21 protein-coding genes are annotated in these 22,531 nt (G+C 72.6%); 14 read left to right on the forward strand and 7 right to left on the reverse strand.

The features are described from left to right. Positions 1 to 91 precede the first annotated feature (91 nt). The 4 genes from AB0K17_RS19915 to AB0K17_RS19930 form a co-directional block, all read right to left on the reverse strand. Complete coding sequence (locus tag AB0K17_RS19915) at positions 92 to 730, reverse strand: hypothetical protein (RefSeq protein ID WP_365983701.1); 639 nt, start codon at positions 728 to 730, stop codon at positions 92 to 94. Between the two features lie 59 nt (positions 731 to 789). Next, positions 790 to 1,626, reverse strand: a complete 837-nt coding sequence (locus AB0K17_RS19920) for an ABC transporter permease (protein ID WP_365983702.1) — start codon at positions 1,624 to 1,626, stop codon at positions 790 to 792. A 16-nt stretch (positions 1,627 to 1,642) separates the two neighbouring features. Further along, complete coding sequence (locus AB0K17_RS19925; RefSeq protein WP_365983752.1) at positions 1,643 to 2,602, reverse strand: ABC transporter ATP-binding protein; 960 nt, start codon at positions 2,600 to 2,602, stop codon at positions 1,643 to 1,645. A gap of 254 nt (positions 2,603 to 2,856) precedes the next feature. Beyond that, a complete protein-coding gene (locus AB0K17_RS19930; RefSeq protein WP_365983703.1) occupies positions 2,857 to 4,107 on the reverse strand; it encodes an NYN domain-containing protein in 1,251 nt (416 codons plus the stop codon). 265 nt (positions 4,108 to 4,372) lie between these two features. Between AB0K17_RS19930 and AB0K17_RS19935 the strand changes: the two genes are divergently transcribed. Further along, the gene (locus AB0K17_RS19935; RefSeq protein WP_365964927.1) at positions 4,373 to 4,546 is read left to right on the forward strand and encodes a hypothetical protein; all 174 of its coding nucleotides are present in this window, start codon (positions 4,373 to 4,375) and stop codon (positions 4,544 to 4,546) included. Between the two features lie 72 nt (positions 4,547 to 4,618). Here the strand turns inward: AB0K17_RS19935 and dnaE are convergent, their stop codons facing one another. Continuing rightward, entirely contained in the window at positions 4,619 to 8,164 is a 3,546-nt protein-coding gene (gene dnaE / locus AB0K17_RS19940; protein ID WP_365964925.1) for a DNA polymerase III subunit alpha, read from the reverse strand. Between the two features lie 178 nt (positions 8,165 to 8,342). Between dnaE and AB0K17_RS19945 the strand changes: the two genes are divergently transcribed. From AB0K17_RS19945 to AB0K17_RS19970, 6 genes are all read left to right on the forward strand, one after another. After that, complete coding sequence (locus AB0K17_RS19945) at positions 8,343 to 9,668, forward strand: DUF2252 domain-containing protein (RefSeq protein ID WP_365964924.1); 1,326 nt, start codon at positions 8,343 to 8,345, stop codon at positions 9,666 to 9,668. A gap of 46 nt (positions 9,669 to 9,714) precedes the next feature. Further along, entirely contained in the window at positions 9,715 to 10,356 is a 642-nt protein-coding gene (locus AB0K17_RS19950; RefSeq protein WP_365964923.1) for a hypothetical protein, read from the forward strand. A 62-nt stretch (positions 10,357 to 10,418) separates the two neighbouring features. Next, on the forward strand, positions 10,419 to 11,264 hold the full coding sequence (locus tag AB0K17_RS19955) for a thioredoxin domain-containing protein (protein WP_365964922.1): 846 nt from the start codon (positions 10,419 to 10,421) through the stop codon (positions 11,262 to 11,264). Positions 11,265 to 11,361: 97 nt separating this feature from the next. After that, positions 11,362 to 12,015 carry a hypothetical protein gene (locus tag AB0K17_RS19960; RefSeq protein WP_365983705.1) on the forward strand — a complete coding sequence of 218 codons (654 nt, stop codon included), beginning with the start codon at positions 11,362 to 11,364 and terminating at the stop codon, positions 12,013 to 12,015. Between the two features lie 59 nt (positions 12,016 to 12,074). Then, positions 12,075 to 12,932, forward strand: a complete 858-nt coding sequence (locus tag AB0K17_RS19965; protein WP_365983707.1) for a thioredoxin domain-containing protein — start codon at positions 12,075 to 12,077, stop codon at positions 12,930 to 12,932. A gap of 192 nt (positions 12,933 to 13,124) precedes the next feature. Next, positions 13,125 to 14,741: an alkaline phosphatase D family protein gene (locus AB0K17_RS19970; protein ID WP_365964942.1), complete on the forward strand. Its 1,617-nt coding sequence runs from the start codon at positions 13,125 to 13,127 to the stop codon at positions 14,739 to 14,741. A 212-nt stretch (positions 14,742 to 14,953) separates the two neighbouring features. Here the strand turns inward: AB0K17_RS19970 and AB0K17_RS19975 are convergent, their stop codons facing one another. Together AB0K17_RS19975 and AB0K17_RS19980 are read right to left on the reverse strand one after the other, a co-directional pair. Further along, complete coding sequence (locus tag AB0K17_RS19975; protein WP_365983708.1) at positions 14,954 to 15,691, reverse strand: LON peptidase substrate-binding domain-containing protein; 738 nt, start codon at positions 15,689 to 15,691, stop codon at positions 14,954 to 14,956. Positions 15,692 to 15,761: 70 nt separating this feature from the next. After that, on the reverse strand, positions 15,762 to 17,363 hold the full coding sequence (locus AB0K17_RS19980; RefSeq protein ID WP_365983709.1) for an oxidoreductase: 1,602 nt from the start codon (positions 17,361 to 17,363) through the stop codon (positions 15,762 to 15,764). 201 nt (positions 17,364 to 17,564) lie between these two features. Between AB0K17_RS19980 and hisD the strand changes: the two genes are divergently transcribed. The 7 genes from hisD to AB0K17_RS20015 are packed head-to-tail and all read left to right on the forward strand — an operon-like array spanning position 17,565 to position 22,529. Then, positions 17,565 to 18,890 (forward strand): histidinol dehydrogenase, encoded by a 1,326-nt coding sequence (gene hisD, locus AB0K17_RS19985; protein ID WP_365964917.1) that lies wholly within the window; start codon positions 17,565 to 17,567, stop codon positions 18,888 to 18,890. Then, positions 18,887 to 19,993, forward strand: coding sequence for a histidinol-phosphate transaminase (locus AB0K17_RS19990; RefSeq protein WP_365964916.1), 1,107 nt, complete (start codon positions 18,887 to 18,889; stop codon positions 19,991 to 19,993). Before hisD ends, AB0K17_RS19990 begins: the two co-directional genes overlap by 4 nt. Then, positions 19,990 to 20,583: an imidazoleglycerol-phosphate dehydratase HisB gene (gene hisB, locus AB0K17_RS19995; RefSeq protein WP_344439204.1), complete on the forward strand. Its 594-nt coding sequence runs from the start codon at positions 19,990 to 19,992 to the stop codon at positions 20,581 to 20,583. The genes AB0K17_RS19990 and hisB overlap by 4 nt, the downstream gene beginning before the upstream one ends. Then, positions 20,580 to 20,747 (forward strand): hypothetical protein, encoded by a 168-nt coding sequence (locus AB0K17_RS20000; protein ID WP_344439203.1) that lies wholly within the window; start codon positions 20,580 to 20,582, stop codon positions 20,745 to 20,747. Before hisB ends, AB0K17_RS20000 begins: the two co-directional genes overlap by 4 nt. After that, positions 20,744 to 21,397: an imidazole glycerol phosphate synthase subunit HisH gene (gene hisH / locus AB0K17_RS20005; RefSeq protein WP_365964915.1), complete on the forward strand. Its 654-nt coding sequence runs from the start codon at positions 20,744 to 20,746 to the stop codon at positions 21,395 to 21,397. The genes AB0K17_RS20000 and hisH overlap by 4 nt, the downstream gene beginning before the upstream one ends. Then, positions 21,397 to 22,122: a bifunctional 1-(5-phosphoribosyl)-5-((5-phosphoribosylamino)methylideneamino)imidazole-4-carboxamide isomerase/phosphoribosylanthranilate isomerase PriA gene (gene priA, locus AB0K17_RS20010; protein WP_365983710.1), complete on the forward strand. Its 726-nt coding sequence runs from the start codon at positions 21,397 to 21,399 to the stop codon at positions 22,120 to 22,122. The genes hisH and priA overlap by 1 nt, the downstream gene beginning before the upstream one ends. Beyond that, a complete protein-coding gene (locus AB0K17_RS20015; protein WP_344439199.1) occupies positions 22,119 to 22,529 on the forward strand; it encodes a RidA family protein in 411 nt (136 codons plus the stop codon). The genes priA and AB0K17_RS20015 overlap by 4 nt, the downstream gene beginning before the upstream one ends. Positions 22,530 to 22,531: the final 2 nt, after the last annotated feature.

Below are 22,531 nucleotides of genomic sequence, written 5' to 3' on the forward strand. Positions count from 1 at the left end.
GGCTGGACTGGTACAACTACCACCGACCCCACACCGGCATCGCAGGCCAAACACCCGCCAGCCGTGTCACCAACCTGCCGGGACAACACACCTAGTGCGGGGCGAGCGGGAGCTCGTTCGGCTCCGGGTCCTTCGGCGCGAACAGCGCCGTCAGTCCCAGGTGCACGGCCATCGCCGCCAGCGGCCAGGCCAGCAGCATGCCCTTGGCGGCCAGTTTCAGCGGGGCGTCGAAGACCACGCCCTTGCCCACGGCCCTCGCGTGGGCGACCACGTCCTGCGCGGGGCCCAGCCACACGCCCAGCCGCCAGCCGATCAGCGACGCCAGCAGCGAGCCGGCCGCGAGCGCGACGACGACCGCGATGCCGCCCACCCGCCGCACCCACACCACCGCTGCGGCGCTGAGCGCGCCGAAGCCCACGCCGAGCAGCCCGAACCAGCCGTCCGCGCCGATCGCCTGCTCGCCCTCGGTGTTCCTCAGGTACACGGCCTTGCCGTCGGAGATCAGCGGCACGCGGGGCGCCAGCCACACCCACAGCAGGCCCAGCAGCACACCGCAGACCGTCACCGCCGCCAGCACGACCGCCGCCGTCCGCAGCTCGGCCCGGGCCTCGGCCCGGGCGGCCTCGCGGGCGGCGTCGTCGTGCGGGGCCGGCGGGGACGCGGGGGCGGGCTCCGGTGCCCGGTCGTGACCGGCGGAGGGGTCGCCCGGAGGGGTCAGTGGTGCGCTCACACGGCCATCGTGCCAGGCCGCGGCCCGGGCTGAACCGGCAGGAGGGTCCTCGCGGCGCGTCACCGCACCGCCGCCCGCCGGTAGGCCCAGGTGGCCACGGCCAGCGACAGCACGCCGACGCCCGCGCACACCCCCAGGTCGACGGCGATCAGCAGCCAGTCGGGGCGCGCGTCGAAGCTGTGCGCCAGCGCCTCCACGCCGTACGTGGACGGCAGCAGGTCACGGGCGTACGCGATGGGGGCCGGCAGGTGGGCGGCCGGCAGCACGCCCAGCAGCAGCGCCGCCGACATGCCCAGCTGGCCGCACAGCGTCGCCAGCTCCTGGCGCGGCGCCAGCAGGCCCAGGGTCGCGCCCAGTCCGGACAGGGCCGCGCCCGACAGCGGGACCACCGCAGCCAGCACCCACAGGTGCCCCAGCGGCAGCCCGAACAGCACGCTGCCCACCACCGCCGTCACCACCGTGCCGGGCACGGTGAACGACGCGTACGCGCCCGCCGCGCCCAGCACCACCGCGGCGGGTGGCACCGGCAGCGTCGCATAGTGGTCCAGGCCGCCGCTCGCGCGCAGCTGGCCGAAGTACTGGGCGAGCAGGTTCAGCGCCACGAACGCCACGACCAGCACGCTGGAGCCGGCCACCACCGCCCGCGCCGCGTCGCCGCCGTCGACGACCCCGCGCATCAGGACCATGATCCCGACCGACTGGAAGGTCGCCACGAACAGCAGCGGGATCCGGGCGACCCGGGCCCGCGAGAGCTGGGCGCGGTAGACCGCGGCCAGCGCCGGCAGCAGGCGCGCGGCGGGCGCCAGCGGGAAGGCGGCCTCGCCCCCGGGCCGCGGCCGGCCCCCGTCCTGGACCCGGACCCGACCGGACACCGCCTCGGCGGACACGGCACTCAACGGCGACAGCTCCTCTTCATCCCTTCACCAGCCCCTGCGAACGGTCGCCGCCCAGCGCCAGGTAGACGTCCTCCAGGCTCGGCGTGGCGAGCGTGAAGTCGTCCAGCGCCGCGAAGGCCGGGCCACCGGTGACCGCGGCCACGGCCGCCCGGGCGTCCGCCGGGGCCAGCCGCAGCGACCAGCGGCGGCCGGTCTCCTGCGCCGTCTCGCGCAGCGCCGCCACCTCCGGCACCTCCAGCGGGGGCTCGGCCCGCCAGACCAGGTCCACCCGGACCTCGTCGCCGACCAGTTGCTTGAGCCCGGCCGGGGTGTCGCAGGCGATGATGCGCCCCTCGTCCAGCACGGCGACACGGTCGAGGACCGTCTCCGCCTCGATCACGTTGTGGGTCACCAGCAGCACCGTGGTGCCGCGCTCGGCGCGCCGCCGGTCCACGGCCGACCACACCGCGCGGCGGGCCACCGGGTCCATGCCGGTGGTGGGCTCGTCCAGGACGAGCAGCGGGCGCTCACCGACCAGGGCCGCCGCGAAACAGGCCAGGCGCCGCTGCCCCCCGGAGAGCTTCTTCAGCGGCCGGGTGGCGATCGCGGCCAGCCCCAGCTCGTCGAGGACCTCGTCGCGCTCGGCACGGGCGGCGCGCAGCGACAGCCCGCGCAGCCGGCCCGTGGTCTCGGCGGCCAGCGCGACGGTCAGCTCGTCCAGGGCGGTGGAGGACTGCCCCAGGTACCCGATCAGGCGCGCCGCCCGCTCGGGGTGGCGCACCAGGTCGTGCCCCAGGAGGTCGATCGTCCCCTCGTCGGGGCGCAGCAGGCCGGTCAGCTGGCGCACCAGCGTGGTCTTGCCGGCGCCGTTGGGGCCCAGCAGCCCGAAGATCTCACCACGGCAAACGTCGAGGTCGACGCCGTCGGTGGCGCGTACGCGGCTGCCGCCGCGCGCGGTGGGGTACGTCTTGACGAGGCCGCGTACGGTGCACGCCAGGTCGCCTGCGGCTCGCTCCGTTCTCACGACCAATGAGGGTACGCGCCCCACCGGCGCCGACTCGCCGCAGGGGCGGTTAGCGCCTGCCCGGTGGATTGTCGTCACGCGCCACCACGGCGCCCCGTAGGGGCGCGGCGAACTGCGCGACAAGCCACGGCGCGCCCGCAGATGAACGCGCCCACGCGGCAGCAGCCGCACATCGACACCGCCCCGCGCCCCTACGGGGCGCCGTGGTGGCGCGCCCGCGCAGGGCTTCAGTCGCCCGCCGGCACGTGCTCCGCCGCGGTGCGGGTGTCGATCTCGCGCCAGAAGCCGGCGCGGATCGCGTAGCGGTCGCGCTCGTCGATCTGGTCGTCCTTGTGCGCCAGCAGCCCGAACCGCGCCGCGTAGCGCAGCAGCTCGCCGTCGATGCGGTGCGGGATGCGCGGGTACTCGGTGGACAGGTGCTGCAGGTGCACGGGGTCCGTCAGCCGCTCCGCCCACCGCCGAGCGAAGACCTGGCCGACTTCGAAGGGGTCGCCGCCGACGGTGGTGATGTCCTCCTCGCGGTCCGCCCACCGCTGCTCGGCGCTGGTGAGCAGGGCCAGGGTCGGCAGGGCGGCGGTCTCGGGGGACTCGGCCTGGCCGTTGCCGCCGCGGTCGACAAGCCCCTTGTCGGAGGACCAGCGCAGGGTGGCGGTGGGGGTCACCACCGGAGTGCTGCCGTTCGTACCGCCGTTGCCGTTGCCGTTCGCCGGGCCGCGGCCGAGGCCCGCGAGGTCCTTGGGCGTGGGCACCCCGCGTGCGGCGGCTGGCGTGGCGGCCGGGCGCGAGCCGTTGCGCTCGGCGGTCGGCCGATCGTTCTCGGCGGTGTCGTCCGGCGGGGACGAGGAGGAGGCGGTCTCGGGCAGCGGCGCGGCGAGGATCGCCGCGATCTCCGGACGCGGCACGGGCGGCGGCGCGCAGGGACCGGTCAGCTCCTTGGGGCGGACGGCCCGGGTGATCCAGGTGCGGTCGAGCACCCGCCGCTCGTCGGCCTCGGCGACCAGGTCCTCGGACTGGTTGTAGTCGCCGTCGGCGGCCTGGACGGCCCACAGGTGGACGGCGACGCCGTGTTCCTTGGCGGCCATCAGCCCCGGCAGCAGGTCGCCGTCGCCGGTGACCAGGACGATGTCGGAGCAGGCGCGGTTGCGGGCGAGCTCGGTGAGCTCGGCGTGCATGGCCGCGTCGACGCCCTTCTGCGCCCAGCGGCCGTCGCTGCGGGTCAGGGCGCCCAGCCGCACGGTGACCCGGGACATCACCCGCAGCCGGCGGTGCTCGGGTTGGGGGACGCGGTCGGGGGCGCCGTCGAACCAGTAGATGCGCAGCAGCGGCCGCTGGGTGTCGGCCTCGGCGCGCTCGCGCAGGCCCTGGACGAGGGTCGTGTGGTCGACGGTGATGCGGGAGCGCGCGGGTTCGCCGGCCAGCAGGCTCGCGGCGGCGCCCAGCAGATACCCGGCGTCCACCAGGACGACGCAGCGGTCCACGTTCCACCCTCTTTCCTTGCGGCATTCGAGTTCAGAAGTGCGGTCGCCCCCCGGCACCGTCGTGCCCCGGCCTCCTGGCTTTCCCAGGAGTCTGCCCGACCGCGCGGGGGTTATCAGCCCGAACTGGATCTTCGGCGTGGCGGATACGCGCAGGGGGTGACGGACGCGCCGGTCACTCACGGTTATTGCCCGAAATGCGCCGTTCGGCGGTGCGTGCGAGGGTGGGCGCGAGGGGGCGTCACCCGTGATCCGGAGGCAGAGCGGCATGGCCAAGAACAGGAAGCAGGACCGGAGCCAGCAGCGATCGAGCGCGGCCGAGCGCGGCTCGCAGCAGGCCAGGAGCTCCTCGATCGAGTCGCAGTCCGAGCACCGGGCGTCCCAGGTCACCCCCGCGGACCTGGCCCGGAAGGGCAAGCAGAAGCGGTTCGGTCACAACTGACAGGCGCTTGGAAGCGCCGAAGGGGCGCGCCCGTGTCGTACGGGCGCGCCCCTCATGGCGTCGGGGTGCGGCTCAGCCGGCCAGGCAGGACGGGCCGAGCAGCTGCTTGAGGTCGCCGAAGAGCGCCGGGTCGGGGGTGACCCGGTGCCGGTCCAGGCGCAGCAGGGTGGTCTTGCGGGCGCCCTGCAGCTTGATGCGCACCTCGGTGGAGCCCTTGTGGTGGGTGAGCACCTGGCCGAGCCGCTCCACCAGCGGCGGGGTGACCTTGACCGTGGGGATGGTGATGATCACCGGCGCGTTGCTGCCGGCGTTGGACAGGTCGGGGACCATCAGCTCCATGGCGACCAGGCGGGGGATGTCCTCGCGCTTGTCGAGCCGGCCCTTGACGAAGACGACGGCGTCCTCGACGAGCTGGGTGGAGACCAGCTGGTAGGTGGCGGGGAAGAACATGCAGTCGATGGAGCCCGCCAGGTCCTCGACGGTGGCGATGGCCCAGGCGTTGCCCTGCTTGGTCATCTTGCGCTGCAGGCCGGAGATGATGCCGCCGATCGTCACGATCGCGCCGTCGGCGTGCTCGCCGCCGGTGAGCTGGGCGATGGCGGCGTCGGCCTTGTCGTTGAGGACGTGCTCGATGCCGAAGAGGGGGTGGTCGGAGACGTAGAGGCCGAGCATTTCCCGCTCCTGGGCGAGCAGGTAGGCCTTCTCCCACTCGACGTCGGAGAACTCCACGTCCAGCCCGAAGCCCACGCCCTCGTCGGCGCCCTCGTCGCCCATGCCGCCGAAGAGGTCGAACTGTCCCTCGGCCTCCTTGCGCTTGACCTGCACCACGTTGTCGATCATCTGCTCGTAGTGCGCGGTCAGGCCCTTGCGGGTGTGGCCCATGGTGTCGAAGGCGCCGGCCTTGATCAGCGATTCGACGGTGCGCTTGTTGCAGACGACGGCCTCGACCTTGTCGAGGAAGTCGGGGAAGGAGACGTACTTCCCCTTGGACTTGCGGCAGCGGATGATCGAGTCGACGACGTTGGTGCCGACGTTGCGCACGGCGGTCAGGCCGAAGAGGATCACGTCGTCGCCCTGGGCCGCGAAGTTGGCCTCGGACTCGTTGACGTTGGGCGGCAGCACCTTGATGCCCATGCGCCGGCACTCGTTGAGGTAGACCGCCGACTTGTCCTTGTCGTCGCGCACCGAGGTGAGCAGGGCCGACATGTACTCGGCGGGGTAGTTCGCCTTGAGGTAGGCGGTCCAGTAGGAGACCAGGCCGTACGCGGCGGAGTGGGCCTTGTTGAAGGCGTAGCCGGCGAAGGGCACCAGCACGTCCCACAGGGCCTGGATGGCCTCGTCGGAGTAGCCGTTCTTCTGGGCGCCGGCCTGGAAGATGGTGAAGTTCTTCGCCAGCTCGTCGGGCTTCTTCTTGCCCATGACGCGGCGGAGGATGTCGGCCTCGCCGAGCGAGTAGCCGGCGATGATCTGGGCGGCCTTCTGCACCTGCTCCTGGTAGACGATCAGGCCGTAGGTGACGTCCAGGACCTCCTTGAGCGGCTCCTCCAGCTCCGGATGGATCGGGGTGATCTCCTGCTGGCCGTTCTTGCGCAGGGCGTAGTTGGTGTGCGAGTTCATGCCCATCGGGCCCGGGCGGTACAGCGCGGACACGGCGGAGATGTCTTCGAAGTTGTCGGGCTTCATCAGCCGCAGCAGGGACCGCATGGGGCCGCCGTCGAACTGGAAGACGCCAAGGGTGTCGCCGCGCTGGAGCAGCTCGAAGGTCGTGGGGTCGTCGAGCGGCAGGCTCAGGAGGTCGATCTCGACGCCCTTGTTGGCCTTCACCATCTTGACGGCGTCGTCCATGATCGTCAGGTTGCGCAGGCCCAGGAAGTCCATCTTCAGCAGGCCGAGCGCTTCACAGCTGGGGTAGTCCCACTGCGTGATGGTCACGCCGTCGGTGTGCCGGACCCAGACGGGGACGTGGTCGGTGATCGTCTCGCTGGACATGATCACGCCGGCCGCGTGCACACCCATCTGCCGCACCAGGCCCTCGACGCCGCGTGCGGTGTCGATGACCTTCTTGACGTCCGGCTCGTTCTCGTACATCGCACGGACCTCGCCGGCCTCGCTGTAGCGCGGGTGCTGGGGGTCCAGGATGCCGGAGAGCGGGATGCCCTTGCCGAGGACGTCGGCCGGCATCGCCTTGGTGATGCGGTCGCCCATGGCGTAGGGGTAGCCGAGGACGCGGGCCGAGTCCTTGATGGCGTTCTTGGCCTTGATGGTGCCGTAGGTGCCGATCATGGCGACCTTGTCCTGGCCGTACTTCTCGGTGACGTACCGGATCACCTCGGCGCGCCGGCGCTCGTCGAAGTCGATGTCGACATCGGGCATCGAGATGCGCTCGGGGTTGAGGAACCGCTCGAAGATCAGACCGTGCGGGATGGGGTCGAGGTCGGTGATGCCGAGGGCGTACGCGACGATCGAGCCGGCCGCGGAGCCACGGCCGGGGCCGACGGCGATGCCCTGGTTCTTGGCCCACATGATGAAGTCGGCGACCACGAGGAAGTAGCCCGGGAAGCCCATCGAGATGATCGTGTCCATCTCGTACTCGACCTGCTTCATGCGGTCCTCGGGGATGCCGCCGGGGAAGCGGCGGTGCATGCCCCGCATGGTCTCCTCGCGGAACCAGGTGACCTCGGTGTAGCCCTCGGGGATGTCGAACTTGGGCATCAGGTTCCGGAACTGGAACATGCCCTCGGTGCTGACCTGCTCGGCGATCAGCCGGGTGTTGGCGCAGCCCTCCTGCCAGGCGTCCGAGGAGTCGATGGCGTACATCTCCTCCGTGGACTTCAGGTAGTAGCCCGAGCCGTCGAAGCGGAAGCGGTCCGGGTCGGAGAGGTTCTTGCCGGTCTGGATGCACAGCAGGGCGTCGTGGGCCTCGGCCTCGTGCGCGTAGGTGTAGTGCGAGTCGTTGGTGACCAGGGGCGGGATGCCGAGCTTCTTGCCGATCTCCAGCAGGCCGTCGCGGACGCGGCGCTCGATCTCGATGCCGTGGTCCATCAGCTCCAGGAAGTAGCGGTCCTTGCCGAAGATGTCCTGGTACTCGGAGGCGGACTTCAGGGCCTCGTCGAACTGGCCGAGGCGCAGCCGGGTCTGCAGCTCGCCGGAGGGGCAGCCGGTGGAGGCGATCAGCCCCTCGGACCACTGGCTGATGGTCTCCTTGTCCATACGGGGCCACTTCGTCAGCCAGCCCTCCTTGTAGGCGTCCGAGGACAGCCGGAAGAGGTTGTGCAGGCCGGTGGCGTTGGCCGCCCAGATCGTCTTGTGGGTGTAACCACCCGAACCGGAGACGTCGTCGCGCTTCTGGTGCGGCTGGCCCCACTGGATGCGGCGCTTGTTGCGCCGGGACTCGGGGGCGACATATGCCTCGATGCCGATGATCGGGGTGATCCCGGCCTTCTGGGCGGAGTGGAAGAAGTCGTACGCGCCGTGGAGGTTGCCGTGGTCGGACATGGCGATGTGTGTCATGCCCATCTCATTGCAGGCATTGAACATGTCCTTGAGCCGCGCAGCACCGTCCAGCAGGGAGTACTGGGTGTGGACGTGCAGGTGCGTGAAGGGCGGCTTGTCGGCCACGGTGGAGGACCTCCGGCGGGAGCAGGCAGCGGGCGGGACAGCTTCGAAGGTTACCGGCCCCCACCGACAGCCGCGGGCACGCGACGGTAGCCTCACGCGTTGAACGGCGGGCGCACATGCGTCCGCCCCATGCCCCTCCCCGGCCCCCGCCGGGGTACCCGCACCAGGAGGACCAGCGATGGCGCTCGAGCACGACCGGGCCGCCCGGCGGGGCGAGGAGATCCTCGCCGTCTTCGACACCGCGTTCGGAGAACTGCTGGCGGCCGACCCGGCCGCCTTCCGCGTCAAGTTCCGGAAGATGGCCGCCTCCGCCTTCGCCTTCTACCGGGGCACGGCCTGCCTCTTCTACAACGACCTCGCCCCCGAGCGGGACGCCGGCCCCTACCTGGACGACCGCACCTCCCGTGTGTGGATCCACGGCGACCTCCACGCCGAGAACTTCGGCACCTACATGGACGCCAACGGCCGCCTCGTCTTCAACGTCAACGACTTCGACGAGGCCTACGTCGGCCCCTTCACCTGGGACCTCAAGCGCTTCGCCGCCTCCGTCGCCCTGCTCGGCCACGCCAAGGCGCTCAGTGACGACACCATCACCGAGCTGGTACGGATCTACGCCGCCGCCTACCGCGAGCGCATCCACGCCCTGGCCACCGGCGCCAAGGATGACGAGATCCCGCCCTTCACCCTCGACACCGCCGAGGGCCCCCTGCTGACCGCCCTGCGCGAGGCCCGCGCCCGCACCCGCTTCGGGCTGCTGGCGAGCATGACCGAGATCCGCGAGCACGACCGCCGCTTCCTCGACGGCGACGGCTCCATAGCGCTCGACGCCGCCACCCGCTACAAGATCCTCGCCGCCTTCGACGGCTACCTGGAGACCCTCCCCGGCACCAGCCTGGCCCGCCCCGACTCCTACCGCGTCAAGGACGTCGTCGGCCGCCGCGGCATCGGCATCGGCAGCGCCGGCCTGCCCTCGTACAACATCCTTCTGGAGGGCAACAGCGACGCCCTGGAGAACGACGTCGTCATCTACATGAAGCAGGCGCAGACCCCCGCGGTCTCCCGGCACATCACCGACCCCGCCGTGCGCGCCTACTTCGAGCACGAGGGCCACCGCACCGTGATCTCCCAGCGGGCCCTGCAGGCCCACGCCGACCCGTGGCTGGGCTGGACGGAGCTGGACGGCGCAGGTCAGCTGGTCGCCGAGATCTCGCCCTACGCCGTCGACCTCGACTGGTCGGACATCGACGACCCCGCGCAGATGGCCGCCGTGGTCGCCGACCTCGGCCGCGCCACCGCCACCATGCACGCCGCCGCGGACGACACCAGCGGCCACTCGCTGGTGCCCTTCTCCACCGAGCGCGCCATCGACGCCGTCATCGCCGCCGACGAGGCCGGCTTCGCGGAGCTGCTCAGCGACTTCGCCCACACCTACGGCGCCCGGGCCCGCGAGGACCACCAGATCTTCGTGGATCTCTTCCGCAACGGCCGGATCCCGGGCCTGTAACCGGGGGCTTTGGGGCCGGCCGCGGGGCATGACAGACTCTCGCACCATGGACATATCGGCGGCACGGCCGCGGGCACTGCGTGCGGCGCTGTTCACAGCGCTGTGCGTCATGCTGTCCGCCGCCTCCCACGTGCTGCTGTCCGGCCGTGCCCTGCCGCCGGCCGCCCTCGCCGGTGCCTTCGCCGGCGTCTTCGCGCTCGCCTACGCCCTGGCGGGCGCCGAGCGCGGCTACTGGCGCATCGCGGCCCTGCTCGTCCCGCTGCAGCTGGCCTCCGCCGCGCTGTTCACCGCCGGCCAGGACACCTGCTACGGCCGCCCCGGGCACGCCGGGCCCGGCGCGCTGACCTGGCTGTGCAGCGGCAGCATGGGCGGCCCGCTGGCCGGCCTCGCCGCCCCCGGCACCGGCCCCTGGCTGGTCCTGGCCGGGCACGTCGCCATCGGCCTGCTCGCCGCCCTGTGGCTGCGGCGCGGCGAGGCGGCCGTCGCCCGGCTGCTGCGCGCCGCCGCGGCCGCCGCCTTCCGCCCGCTGCTGCTGGCCGTCGCGGTCACCGCCGCCGCGGCCGCCTGGCTGCGCGCCCGGCCGGCCGTACGCGGCAGCCGCCGCCCCGAGCCGCGGCGGCTGCGGCTCCTGCCCCTCCTGCACGGTGCTTCCCGGCGTGGTCCGCCGGCCCTGCCCGCCCTCGGCTGACCCACGCCCCGGGCGCTACCGGACGGACCACCACACGCACCCGCACCAGGAGAAGCAGCATCATGAGCAACCGCAACAGCTGGGAGAACAAGCAGACCGCCCGCGAGCGGCTGCGCGCCGAACGCGAGCGGCAGGCGAAGAAGGACAAGACCCGCCGCCAGCTCCTCGTCGGCGGCGCCGTCGTCGGCGTCCTCGCCATAGCCGCCGGCATCGGCGTCTTCGTCGCCAAGTCCTCCGACGGCAGCGGCGGCAGCAGCAGCGGCGAATGGGCCGCGGCCGCCAAGAAGACCCTGGTCAAGCCCGCGAACACCGCCGGCGACAACGGCACCGAGATCGTCATCGGCAAGAAGGACGCCGGGCACACCCTGGAGATCTACCAGGACATGCGCTGCCCGATCTGCTCCACCTTCGAGCAGAACGTCGGCGACACCATCGACAAGGACGTCAAGGCCGGCACCTACAAGGTCTCGTACCACATCGGCACCTTCCTCGACCGCAACCCGCAGATCAGCGGCACCGGTTCGAAGAACGCCCTCAGCGCCCTCGGTGCCGCCCTCAACGTGAGCCCCGAGGCCTTCAGCGCCTACAACAAGGCCCTGTACGCCAAGGCCAACCACCCCGAGGAGACCAAGGACGACTTCTCCAAGGACGACGTCCTGCTGAAGGTCGCCCGGCAGGTCCCCGCCCTGAAGGGCAACGCCGCCTTCGAGAAGGACGTCAAGGACGGCACCTACGACAAGTGGGCGCTGACCGTCTCCGACGAGTTCGACAAGCACAAGGACGTCACCGGCACCCCCACGCTCAAGCTCGACGGCAAGAAGCTGACGGTGAAGACGCCTTACGGCGACGGCGCCCCCAACACCCCCGCCCAGTTCAGCTCCCTGGTCGCCGAACAGATCAAGAAGTAGCCCCCGGCCGGCCGTGCGCAACCCCCACGGCCATCGATGCCGGAACGTGACACGGCGGCCCGGGACAGCCCGTGGCCGCCGTGGCACACTCGCCCGCATGGAGGGGACGGGCGGGGTGCTGCGAGGGGTGCGCGCGGGGGTGTTCACCGCCCTGTGCCTGACCCTCTCCGTCACCTCCCACGTCCTGCTCTCCCGGCTGCCGCTGCCGCTGACCACCGTCACCGTGGTCGCGGCCGCCTACTTCGCCGTGGCCTGGGCCCTGGCCGGCCGCGAACGCGGCTACGGGGCCATCGCCGCCCTGCTCGTCCCCCTGGAACTGGCCGCCGACACCGTCCTCACCAGCGGCCAGCACACCTGTTACGGCCCCGCCGGCGGACCGGTCACCGGACCCCTGCACTCCATGGGCGTCGACCTCGTCTGCCGCGGCGGGGAGGTGGGCACCCCCGCCCCCGCCGGCGCCGCCCTCCCCGGCACGGCCGCACCCTGGCTGCTGCTCGCCGCACACCTCGCCGCCGGCCTGCTCGCCGCCGCCTGGCTGCGCCGCGGCGAGGCCGCCCTGGCCGGCCTGCTGCGTGCCCTCGCCGCCCCCGCCCTGCGCCTGCTGCTGCCGGCCGCCGCCCTCGCGGTCCGCCGCGACCCCGGCGCCGCGCACCCCCGCCCCGTGCGGGACACCCTGCCGGCCCGGGCCCTGCCCCTGCTCGTCCACTCCGTCGTCCGGCGGGGACCCCCGGTGCGCCCGGCGTTCGCCTGAGCGCATCCGACCGCCCCAGGTCCTCCACCCGTACCTTCGCACCGACGGAGCAGACAACCATGAGCACCCGCAACTCCTCCCCGAACAAGTCGGCCGCGCGCGAGCGGCTGCGCGCCGAGCGCGAGAAGCAGGCCAAGCGGGACGCCACCCGCCGCAAGCTGAAGGTGGGCGGTGCCGTCGTCGCCGTCCTCGCCGCCGCGGCCGGCATCGGCGTCGTCGTGGCGAACGCGACCAGCGGCAGCAAGAACACCAAGGTCTCCAGCGCCGACTGGGAGGCGGAGGCGAAGAACCACGCCTTCAAGCAGCCCGCCAACACCACCGGCGAGAAGGGCACCACCGTCGTCATCGGCAAGCCCGACGCCAAGAACACCCTCGAAGTCTTCGAGGACATGCGCTGCCCCATGTGCGCCGGCTTCGAGCAGAACGTCGGGCAGACCCTGCAGAAGGACATCAAGGACGGCAAGTACAAGGCCCAGTTCAGAGTCGGCACCTTCCTCGACCGCAACCCGATGATCAAGGGCTCGGGGTCGAAGAACGCCCTCAGCGCACTCGGCGCCGCCCTCAATGTCGGCCCCGACGCCTTCCTGGCGTACAAGGAGGCCCTGTACGCCGCCAAGAACCACCCCGACGAGCAGGACGACGCCTTCTCCGACGACGAGCGCCTGCTGAAGGTCGCCGAGCAGGTGCCCGCGCTCAAGGGCAACGCGGCCTTCGAGAAGGCCGTCAAGGACGGCACCTACGACCAGTGGGCGCTGGCCATGTCCGCCGACTTCGACAAGTACGTCGGCGTCGACAAGCCCCTCAAGGGCACCCCGGGCCTGAAGCTCAACGGCAAGGTGCTCGCCAACGCCCAGGGCCAGACCCCCCAGGCCGTACCGGCGTTCACCGCCCTGGTCGACGAGAACCTCGCCAAGTAGCCGGGTACGGGGGCGAATCGACGTACCCGCGGTAAGGAGAGAAACGGCGAAGGGCGGGCGAACAGTCGGTGACCGGCCCGTCCCGGGCCTTACCGCCGGTGCTACTCGGCAGTAAAGTGACGGCCCGTGACCTCCCACGACATATCCCGCCGCACTGCCGTCACGGCCGTCGCCGCAGGCGCGACGGCCGCCCTGTTGCCGGGCGCCGCACAGGCCGCCACCGGCACCGCCGGCCCCCGGGCCGCCGCGTCCGCCGCGGACACCCGCACCGCCCCCGTCTTCCTGCACGGCGTCGCCTCCGGCGACCCGCTGCCCGACGGGATCCTGCTGTGGACCCGGGTCACCCCCGGTCCCGAGGCCGTCCCCGGCTCGGGCCTGGGCCCGGCCGTCGAGGTCGCCTGGCAGGTCGCCGAGGACGCCGGCTTCACCCGTGTCGTCGCCCGCGGCACCGTCACCGCCACCGCCGCGAGCGACCACACGGTCAAGGCGGACGTGCGCGGCCTGCGCCCGGCCACCGCCTACTGGTTCCGCTTCACCGCCACCGCGGACGGGGCCACGGTCACCTCGCCCACCGCCCGCACCCGCACCGCCCCCGCCCACGACGCCGCCGTCGACGGCCTGCGCCTGGGCGTGGTCTCCTGCGCCAACTGGGAGTCGGGCTACTTCGCCGCCTACCGGCACCTGGCCGCCCGCACCGACCTGGACGCCGTGCTGCACCTGGGCGACTACATCTACGAATACGGCACCGGGCAGTACCCCACGCCCAAGTACGTCGTGCGCAAGCACGAGCCGGCGCACGAGATCCTCACCCTCGCCGACTACCGCACCCGCCACGGCCACTACCGCACCGACCCCGACCTGCAGGCCGTGCACCACGCCCACCCGATCGTCGCCATCTGGGACGACCACGAGTTCGCCAACGACGCCTGGAGCGGCGGCGCGGAGAACCACACCCCCGGCACCGAGGGCGACTGGGCCGCCCGCGTGGCCGCCGCCAAGCAGGCCTACTTCGAGTGGATGCCGGTGCGCCCCTCCATCGAGGGCACCACCTACCGCAGACTGCGCTTCGGCCGCCTGGCCGACCTGCACCTGCTGGACCTCAGATCCTTCCGCTCCCAGCAGGTCAAGCCCGGCAGCGGAAAGGTCGACGACCCCGAGCGCACCATCACCGGTCGCGCCCAGCTCGACTGGCTCAAGGAGGGCCTCGCGGCCTCCGACACCACCTGGCGGCTGGTGGGCAACCCGGTGATGATCTCGCCCGTCGCCTTCGGCTCCCTGCCCTCCTACCTGCTGGAGCCGCTCGCCCAGCTGCTCGGGCTGCCCAAGGAGGGCCTGGCCGCCAACACCGACCAGTGGGACGGCTACACCGACGACCGCCGCGAACTGCTGGCCCACCTCACCGACCGGGCGATCCGCAACACCGTCTTCCTGACCGGCGACATCCACATGGCCTGGGCCAACGACGTGCCCGTCAAGGCCGCCACCTACCCGCTGTCGCCCTCGGCCGCCACCGAGTTCGTCGTCACCTCCGTCACCTCCGACAACCTCGACGACCTCCTGCACGTCCCCGCGCACACCGTCTCCGTCCCCGCCGCGGCCGCCATCAAGGCCTCCAACCGGCACGTGAAGTGGCTGGACATGGACTCGCACGGGTACGGCGTGCTGGACGTGACCGCCGAGCGGGCGCAGATGGACTACTACGTGCTCTCCGACAAGCGCGACGCGAAGGCCGGTGCCTCCTGGGCGCGCTCCTACCGCACCGCCTCGGGCACCCAGCGCGTGGAGCGGGTCGACGCACCGGTGCGCTGAGCGCCCTCGTACCGCAGCGGCCGTCGCCTACGCCGGGCGGCGGCCGTGGTTGGCGCGGGACTTCTTCAGCCGCCAGCGACGCTTGCGGGTGCGCTTGGACATCGTCCCTCCCCGGCAGGTGGGCCGCCCGGGCGGCGGCCCGCCGCAACCGGTCCTAGTCGAGGACCGGGCCGCTGTCCAGGCGTCGCGCACGCCCGTGCCCCCGGGCGCCCTCAGTTGGGGCTGGTGGGGCGCTGGGTCAGCGCGACGGCCGGCAGCGACGGCAGCTTGCTGATCACCGCGGTCTCCGCGCGCAGCAGCCGCAGCTCGTCCGCCAGCCGGGAGGCGGTGTCGGACGCCTGCAGCAGCCGCTGCTTGGCCGGGGTGTCCAGCACGGCCGCCGCGGCGACCAGGTAGGACAGCACCCTCGGCTCGCCCGGCAGCTCCGACTGCCCGGCCAGCGACGACTCGTTCGCCCCCGCCAGCCGCTTCTGGTACGCACGGAAGGCCCGCACGACGCCGGAGGCCAGCACGCCCGCGCCCTCGCCCTGCTCCTCCTCGATGTGCTCGCACTCGCCCGTCAGGTACGCGCCCGAGGCGTCCACCGAGCGCAGCCGGAAGCGGGTGGTGCCGGTGGCCAGCACCTCGTACGTGCCGTCCGGGCGCGCCCGCACGGAGGTGAGGTCGGCCACGCAGCCCACCGCGTAGAAGGCGCGCATCGGGTCGGGGCCGAAGCCGGAGGCCGGCCCCGGCTCCGGGCGCATGCCCTCGGGCAGGCCGGGGGCGCTGGGTGCCACCTCGTGCCCGTCGCGGATGGCCACCACCCCGAAGCGGCGCGGGCCGTCGTCCGGCAGGGCGGCGAGGTCGCGCATCAGCGCGCGGTACCGCTGCTCGAAGACGTTCAGCGGGAGCACGAGGCCCGGGAACAGCACCGAGTTCAGCGGGAAGAGGGGAAGGCGCGCGGTGGTCACGGCCGGTAAGCCTAATCGCCCCCGCCACGGTGGTGCCCCGGTATCGCAGCCTCCGCCCCGACGTCGCACGTCACTGGCGCCGCAGCAGCCGTGAGGCGCCCGCCGCGACGGTGGTCGCCAGGATCCAGCCCAGCAGGGTGAGCACCGCCACCACCCACTGGGTCGCCCCGCCCGGCCGCCAGGCACCGCCCTGCCCCAGGTCGATCACCGGCAGCAGCAGGTCGAGGGTGTACAGCTCCGGGCTCCACACCGGCCCCTCGCCCTCCTTGATCGGCGGCAGCGGGTGCAGGGAGAAGTACACGGCGCCCAGCGCCCACAGCACCGCCATCCACACCGCCGCCCGGCCCGGACGGTAGCCGTAGGCCACCGTCCAGTCCTGCAGGTAGCCCCACGCCTTGCCGGCCGGCGGCAGCGTCTCGCGCCGTCTGCGCTGCTTGGCCAGCAGCACCTGGCGGGCCTCGGCGTCCTCGCCGCTGGCGCGCAGGGCGCTCGCCAGGCGCTCGTACGGCTCCGGCGCGTACTCGGGCGTGGCCGCCGCCACCCAGTCCAGGCGGCGGGCGAGCGGGAAGGGGCCGAGCGGGATCAGGTTCTCGTAGGAGAAGCCGGCCATCGCCAGCCCGCCCGGACCCGGCCAGCTGTCGTAGCGGTCGACCAGGTTGACCACGCGCGCCCCGGAGAGCACCACCCGCCCGCTCTGCTGCCGCTCGCCCAGGAAGCGCAGCTCGGGCGTCTGCACCCGGCGCAGCGACAGCTCCTGGTCGGCCTCCATCACGAAGCGGGCCTCGCTGAGGTCGACCGCGTCGCCGAACCGCCCGTCGTCCAGCCGCGCCCCGCCCAGGCACTCGAAGCGCCGCATCCGCGCCGAGCCCTGGGTGCCGGTGGTGATGCCGTACGGGGGAGTGGCGCCGGAGGCGTAGCGGGCGTAGCCCAGGCCCGCCGACGTCAGGTACACGGTGCGCTCCACGGTCAGCTGCGGGGCGTTCAGGGCGCGCCGGCCGTAGGGGTTGTTCAAGGTGGAGCCGCGCAGGCTCAGCGAGGCCCCTATCGTCGCCCCGCGCATGCTCAGCTCGCCGTGCGAGCGCATCATCTCCGCCTGCAGGTCCTGGCCCACGGTCATCCCGTCGGCGGCGATCGACAGCCCGCGCCGGTCCCGGCGCACCACCAGCTGGTTGAGCAGCAGGTCGGTGCCGATGTGCGCGTCGGTCAGCCGGATGCCGTGCTGGACCTGGCAGCGGGGTAAGTGCAGATCGCCCTCGGTGCGGATGCGGGCCGCCTCCACGCGCGGTATCGCGCAGCCCACCAGGCGCAGCGTGGAGAAGGCGCTCTCCGGCAGCAGCAGCTGCTGCTCGAAGCGGCAGTTGTGCATCTCCACGTACGGGGAGACGGTTCCCCCCGACAGGTCGAGGGTGCCAGTGATCTGCAGCCCGTTGAGCTTGAGCGCGGCGACCCGGCCCGGGCGGGCCGGCGGGCCGCTGAGCAGCAGCAGCGCCACGACCCGGGCGCGCACGCTGCGCTCGGGCCCCCAGGTGTCGGCGCCGGCGGGGTCGTTGCGGCCGGGCTCGGGGCTGCGCCGGTCGAGGGTGGTGCCGGTGCGGAACGCCTCCCACATGTCCCGCTCGGTGACGGTGAGCTCCAGGCCGCTGGGCGGCGCGCCGTCGGCAGGCTCGGACACGACTGTCCCCCTTCTCACGGACCCCCGTACGGGCCACCTTCCCGCCGGGTGAGCGACCGGACACCCGCCGTGGGAGCCGATTGTCCGTCCGCGGTCAGGCAAAGATCAACTCTTTGGCGGCACGCCCGCGGCCACCGGTCGGCGTATCAGTCGGTGGTACGGGGAGCCGTGGGGCGGGACGGGTCTGCGACAATTGGGCGTGTGATCTCCCGAATCGATCTGCGCGGTGACGCCTTCCCCACCGGGGGCATCGACCGCGACATGCTGCCCCGTGCCGAGCTCGACGTCGCGGCCGCCCTGGAAAAGGTGCGGCCCATCTGCGACGACGTGCATCATCGCGGCACCGCGGCCCTGATCGACTACGCGGAGCGCTTCGACGGAGTGCGCATCGACCGCGTGCGGGTGCCCGCCGAGGCGATCACCAAGGCCCTCGACGAGCTCGACCCCGCCGTGCGCGCCGCCCTGGAGGAGTCCATCCGGCGCGCCCGCATCGTCCACCGCGAGCAGCGCCGCACCGACGTCACCGTCCAGGTCGTGCCCGGCGGCACGGTCACCGAGCGCTGGGTCCCCGTCGAGCGCGTCGGGCTGTACGTACCGGGCGGCCGCTCGGTCTACCCCTCGTCCGTCGTGATGAACGTCGTCCCCGCCCAGGAGGCCGGCGTCGGCTCCATGGCCGTCGCCTCCCCGCCGCAGGCCGGCTTCGACGGGCTGCCGCACCCCACCATCCTCGCCGCCTGCGCCCTGCTGGGCGTCGACGAGGTGTACGCGGCCGGTGGCGCCCAGGCCGTCGCCATGTTCGCCTACGGCACCGAGGAGTGCCGCCCGGTCAACATGGTCACCGGCCCCGGCAACATCTGGGTCGCCGCCGCCAAGCGGCTGCTCAAGGGCCGCATCGGCATCGACGCCGAGGCCGGCCCCACCGAGATCGCGATCCTCGCCGACGCCGGCGCCGACCCCGCGCACGTCGCCGCCGACCTCATCAGCCAGGCCGAGCACGACCCGCTGGCCGCCGCCGTGCTGGTCACCGACTCCGAGGACCTCGCGGACGCCGTCGAGAAGGAGCTTCAGACCCAGGTCGCCGCCACCCGCCACGTCGAGGACCGCATCCTGCCCGCCCTCGGCGGCCGGCAGTCCGGCATCGTCCTCGTCGACGACATCGAGCGCGGCTTGGAGGTCGTCGACGCCTACGCCGCCGAGCACCTGGAGATCCAGACCGCCGACGCGGCCGCCGTCGCCGCCCGCGTCCGCAACGCCGGCGCGATCTTCGTCGGCGCCTGGGCCCCGGTCTCCCTCGGCGACTACGCCGCCGGCTCCAACCACGTCCTGCCCACCGGCGGCTGCGCCTGCCACTCCTCGGGCCTGTCCGTGCAGAGCTTCCTGCGCGGCATCCACGTCGTCGACTACACCCGCGAGGCACTCGCCGAGGTCGCCGGTCACGTGGTGACGCTCGCCGAGGCCGAGGACCTGCCGGCGCACGGCGCGGCGATCAGGGCAAGGTTCGAGTGGAAGGTTCCGGAGGGCCAGTGACCCGGATCGACGAGCTCCCCCTCCGGGACGAGCTGCGCGGCAAGACCCCGTACGGCGCCCCCCAGCTGGACGTGCCCGTACGGCTGAACACCAACGAGAACCCCTACCCCCTGCCCGAGCCGCTGGTCGCCCGCATCGCCGAGCGCGTCGCCGAGGCCGCCCGCCACCTCAACCGCTACCCCGACCGCGACGCGGTCGAGCTGCGCACCGAGCTGGCCGCGTACCTCACCCGCACCACCGGCCACGAGGTGACGCGCGCCCACGTGTGGGCCGCCAACGGCTCCAACGAGGTCCTCCAGCAGCTGCTGCAGACCTTCGGCGGCCCCGGCCGCACCGCCCTCGGCTTCGAGCCCTCGTACTCGATGCACGCCCTCATCTCGCGCGGCACCGGCACCGGCTGGCTGCACGGCCCCCGCCGGGCGGACTTCACCATCGACGTCGAGACCGCCGAGCGCACCATCGCCGAGCACAAGCCGGACGTGGTGTTCATCTGCTCGCCCAACAACCCCACCGGCACCGCCGTCGACGCCGCAACGGTGCTGCGGCTGTACGAGGCCGCGCAGGCGGCCAAGCCGTCGATGGTCGTCGTCGACGAGGCGTACGGCGAGTTCAGCCACCACCCCTCGCTGCTGCCGCTGCTGGCGGGCCGGCCGCACCTGGTGCTCTCGCGCACCATGTCCAAGGCGTTCGGCGCCGCCGGACTGCGCCTGGGCTACCTCGCCGCCGACCCCGCCGTCGTCGACGCCGTCCAGCTGGTCCGCCTGCCGTACCACCTCTCCGCCGTCACCCAGGCCACCGCCCTCGCGGCCCTGGAGCACACCGACACCCTCCTGGGCTACGTCGAGCAGCTCAAGACCGAACGCGACCGCCTCGTGACCGAGCTGCGCGCCATGGGCTGCGAGGTCACCGACTCCGACGCCAACTTCGTCCAGTTCGGCGTCTTCGACGACGCCCACGCCACCTGGCAGGCGCTGCTCGACCACGGCGTGCTCGTGCGCGACAACGGCGTACCGGGCCGGCTGCGGGTCACCGCGGGCACCCCCGCCGAGAACGACGCGTTCCTCGACGCGATGCGTGCAGTACTGAAGGAGAACAACCGATGAACCGCGTTGGGCGCGTCGAGCGCACCACCAAGGAAACCTCCGTCCTGGTCGAAATAGACCTCGACGGCACCGGACAGGTCGACGTCTCCACCGGCGTCGGCTTCTACGACCACATGCTCGACCAGCTCGGCCGGCACGGTCTGTTCGACCTCACCGTCAAGACCGACGGCGACCTGCACATCGACACCCACCACACCATCGAGGACACCGCCCTCGCGCTCGGCGCCGCCTTCCGCCAGGCCCTCGGCGACAAGGTGGGCATCTACCGCTTCGGCAACTGCACCGTGCCCCTGGACGAGGCCCTCGCCCAGGTCACCGTCGACCTCTCCGGCCGCCCCTACCTCGTGCACACCGAGCCCGAGAACATGGCGCCGATGATCGGCAGCTACGACACGACGATGACCCGGCACGTCCTGGAGTCCTTCGTCGCCCAGGCCCAGATCGCCCTGCACGTCCACGTCCCCTACGGGCGCAACGCCCACCACATCGTGGAGTGCCAGTTCAAGGCGCTGGCCCGGGCCCTGCGCTACGCCTGCGAGCGCGACGAGCGGGCCGCCGGCATCATCCCCTCGACGAAGGGCGCGCTGTGAACGGCACCTCCACTGCGCTGATCCTCGTCGGACTGTTCCTGGTCGGCGGCATCATCTCGTTCCTCAAGCAGGGCATGCCCAAGGGCGTGATCGTGCTGCTCGGCATCGGCGCGGCCATGTGCCTGACCGCCGGTGTCCTGCGTATCGAAGGGCTGTGGTCATGAGCTCCTCCGCCACCTCCCGCAAGAAGGTCGTCGTCCTCGACTACGGCTTCGGCAACGTGCGCTCCGCCGAGCGCGCCCTCGCCCACGTCGGCGCCGACGTGGAGATCACCCGCGACTTCGACGCCGCCATGAACGCCGACGGCCTGCTCGTGCCCGGCGTCGGCGCCTTCGCCGCCTGCATGCAGGGCCTGCGCGCCGCCCGGGGCGACTGGATCGTCGGCCGCCGGCTCGCCGGCGGCCGCCCGGTCATGGGCATCTGCGTCGGCATGCAGGTCCTCTTCGAACGCGGCGTCGAACACGGCGTGGAGACCGACGGCCTCGACGAGTGGCCCGGCACCGTCGAACCCCTCAAGGCCGACGTCGTGCCCCACATGGGCTGGAACACCGTCACCCCCGCCGAGGGCTCGCAGCTCTTCGCCGGCCTCGACGCCGACACCCGCTACTACTTCGTGCACTCCTACGCCGTACGCACCTGGGACTTCGAGACCGGCAACCCCCGCATCGACGCCCCCAAGGTCACCTGGGCCACCCACGGCGAGCCCTTCGTCGCCGCGGTGGAGAACGGACCCCTGTGGGCCACCCAGTTCCACCCCGAGAAGTCCGGCGACGCCGGCGCCCAGCTGCTGACCAACTGGATCGAGACGCTCTGATGCCCACGCTTGAACTCCTCCCCGCCGTCGACGTCCGCGACGGGCAGGCCGTCCGCCTGGTGCACGGCGAATCCGGCTCCGAGACCTCCTACGGCGACCCCCTCGCCGCCGCCCGCGCCTGGCAGCGCGCCGGCGCCGAATGGCTGCACCTGGTCGACCTCGACGCCGCCTTCGGCACCGGCGACAACCGCGCGCAGATCGCCGAGGTCGTCCGCGCCATGGACATCAAGGTCGAGCTCTCCGGCGGCATCCGCGACGACGCCACCCTCGCCGCCGCCCTCGCCACCGGCTGCACCCGCGTCAACCTCGGCACCGCCGCCCTGGAGAGCCCCGAATGGGTCGCCAAGGTCATCGCCGAGCACGGCGACCGCATCGCCGTCGGCCTCGACGTCCGCGGCACCACCCTGCGCGGCCGCGGCTGGACCCGCGACGGCGGCGACCTCTACGAGACCCTCGCCCGCCTCGACTCCGAGGGCTGCGCCCGCTACGTCGTCACCGACATCGCCAAGGACGGCACCCTCACCGGCCCCAACCTGGAGCTGCTGAAGAACGTCTGCGCCGTCACCGACAGGCCCGTCGTGGCCTCCGGTGGCGTTTCCTCCCTTGACGACCTGCGGGCAATTGCCACCCTGGTACCGGAGGGCGTGGAAGGCGCCATCGTCGGCAAGGCCCTCTACGCCAAGGCGTTCACCCTGGAAGAGGCCCTGGAGGCAGTGTCCGCATGAGTGAGACCCCGGCCGCACGGCGCGTACAGACGAACAGTCCCTGGGAAGAGACGATCGGATTCGCACGCGCCGTGGCGGCCGGGGACCGGGTGCACGTCGCCGGCACCATGCCCCTGGTCGACGGCGTCCTGCAGGGCGAGGGCGACCCCTACGAGCAGACGCGCGCCGCCTTCCGCAACGCGCTGGACGCCCTCAAGGAATTCGGCCTGGGCCCCGAGGCCGTCGTGCGCACCCGCATGTACGTCACCCACCTGCGCGACGTCGAGGCCGTCGGCCGCGCCCACAAGGAGCTGTTCGACGCCGTCCGCCCGGCCTCGACCCTCGTCGTGGTCTCCGGCTTCGTCGACTCGCGGGTACTGGTGGAAGTGGAAGTAGAAGCCTTCAATGAAGCCTTCGAAGGAGCTTAGGA

Origin of the sequence: Streptomyces sp. NPDC049585 (genome assembly GCF_040675615.1) — a bacterium.
GTDB lineage: Bacteria > Actinomycetota > Actinomycetes > Streptomycetales > Streptomycetaceae > Streptomyces > Streptomyces luteosporeus.

Excerpts from the sequence above, each read along its gene's own strand:
- priA (WP_365983710.1), top strand. The coding sequence starts at position 21,397 with ATGCCCACGCTTGAACTCCTCCCCGCCGTCGACGTCCGCGACGGGCAG.
- AB0K17_RS19950 (WP_365964923.1), top strand. The coding sequence starts at position 9,715 with ATGGACATATCGGCGGCACGGCCGCGGGCACTGCGTGCGGCGCTGTTC.
- AB0K17_RS19965 (WP_365983707.1), top strand. The coding sequence starts at position 12,075 with ATGAGCACCCGCAACTCCTCCCCGAACAAGTCGGCCGCGCGCGAGCGG.
- hisB (WP_344439204.1), top strand. The coding sequence starts at position 19,990 with ATGAACCGCGTTGGGCGCGTCGAGCGCACCACCAAGGAAACCTCCGTC.
- AB0K17_RS19935 (WP_365964927.1), top strand. The coding sequence starts at position 4,373 with ATGGCCAAGAACAGGAAGCAGGACCGGAGCCAGCAGCGATCGAGCGCG.
- AB0K17_RS19945 (WP_365964924.1), top strand. The coding sequence starts at position 8,343 with ATGGCGCTCGAGCACGACCGGGCCGCCCGGCGGGGCGAGGAGATCCTC.
- hisH (WP_365964915.1), top strand. The coding sequence starts at position 20,744 with ATGAGCTCCTCCGCCACCTCCCGCAAGAAGGTCGTCGTCCTCGACTAC.
- AB0K17_RS20015 (WP_344439199.1), top strand. The coding sequence starts at position 22,119 with ATGAGTGAGACCCCGGCCGCACGGCGCGTACAGACGAACAGTCCCTGG.
- AB0K17_RS19960 (WP_365983705.1), top strand. The coding sequence starts at position 11,362 with ATGGAGGGGACGGGCGGGGTGCTGCGAGGGGTGCGCGCGGGGGTGTTC.
- AB0K17_RS19955 (WP_365964922.1), top strand. The coding sequence starts at position 10,419 with ATGAGCAACCGCAACAGCTGGGAGAACAAGCAGACCGCCCGCGAGCGG.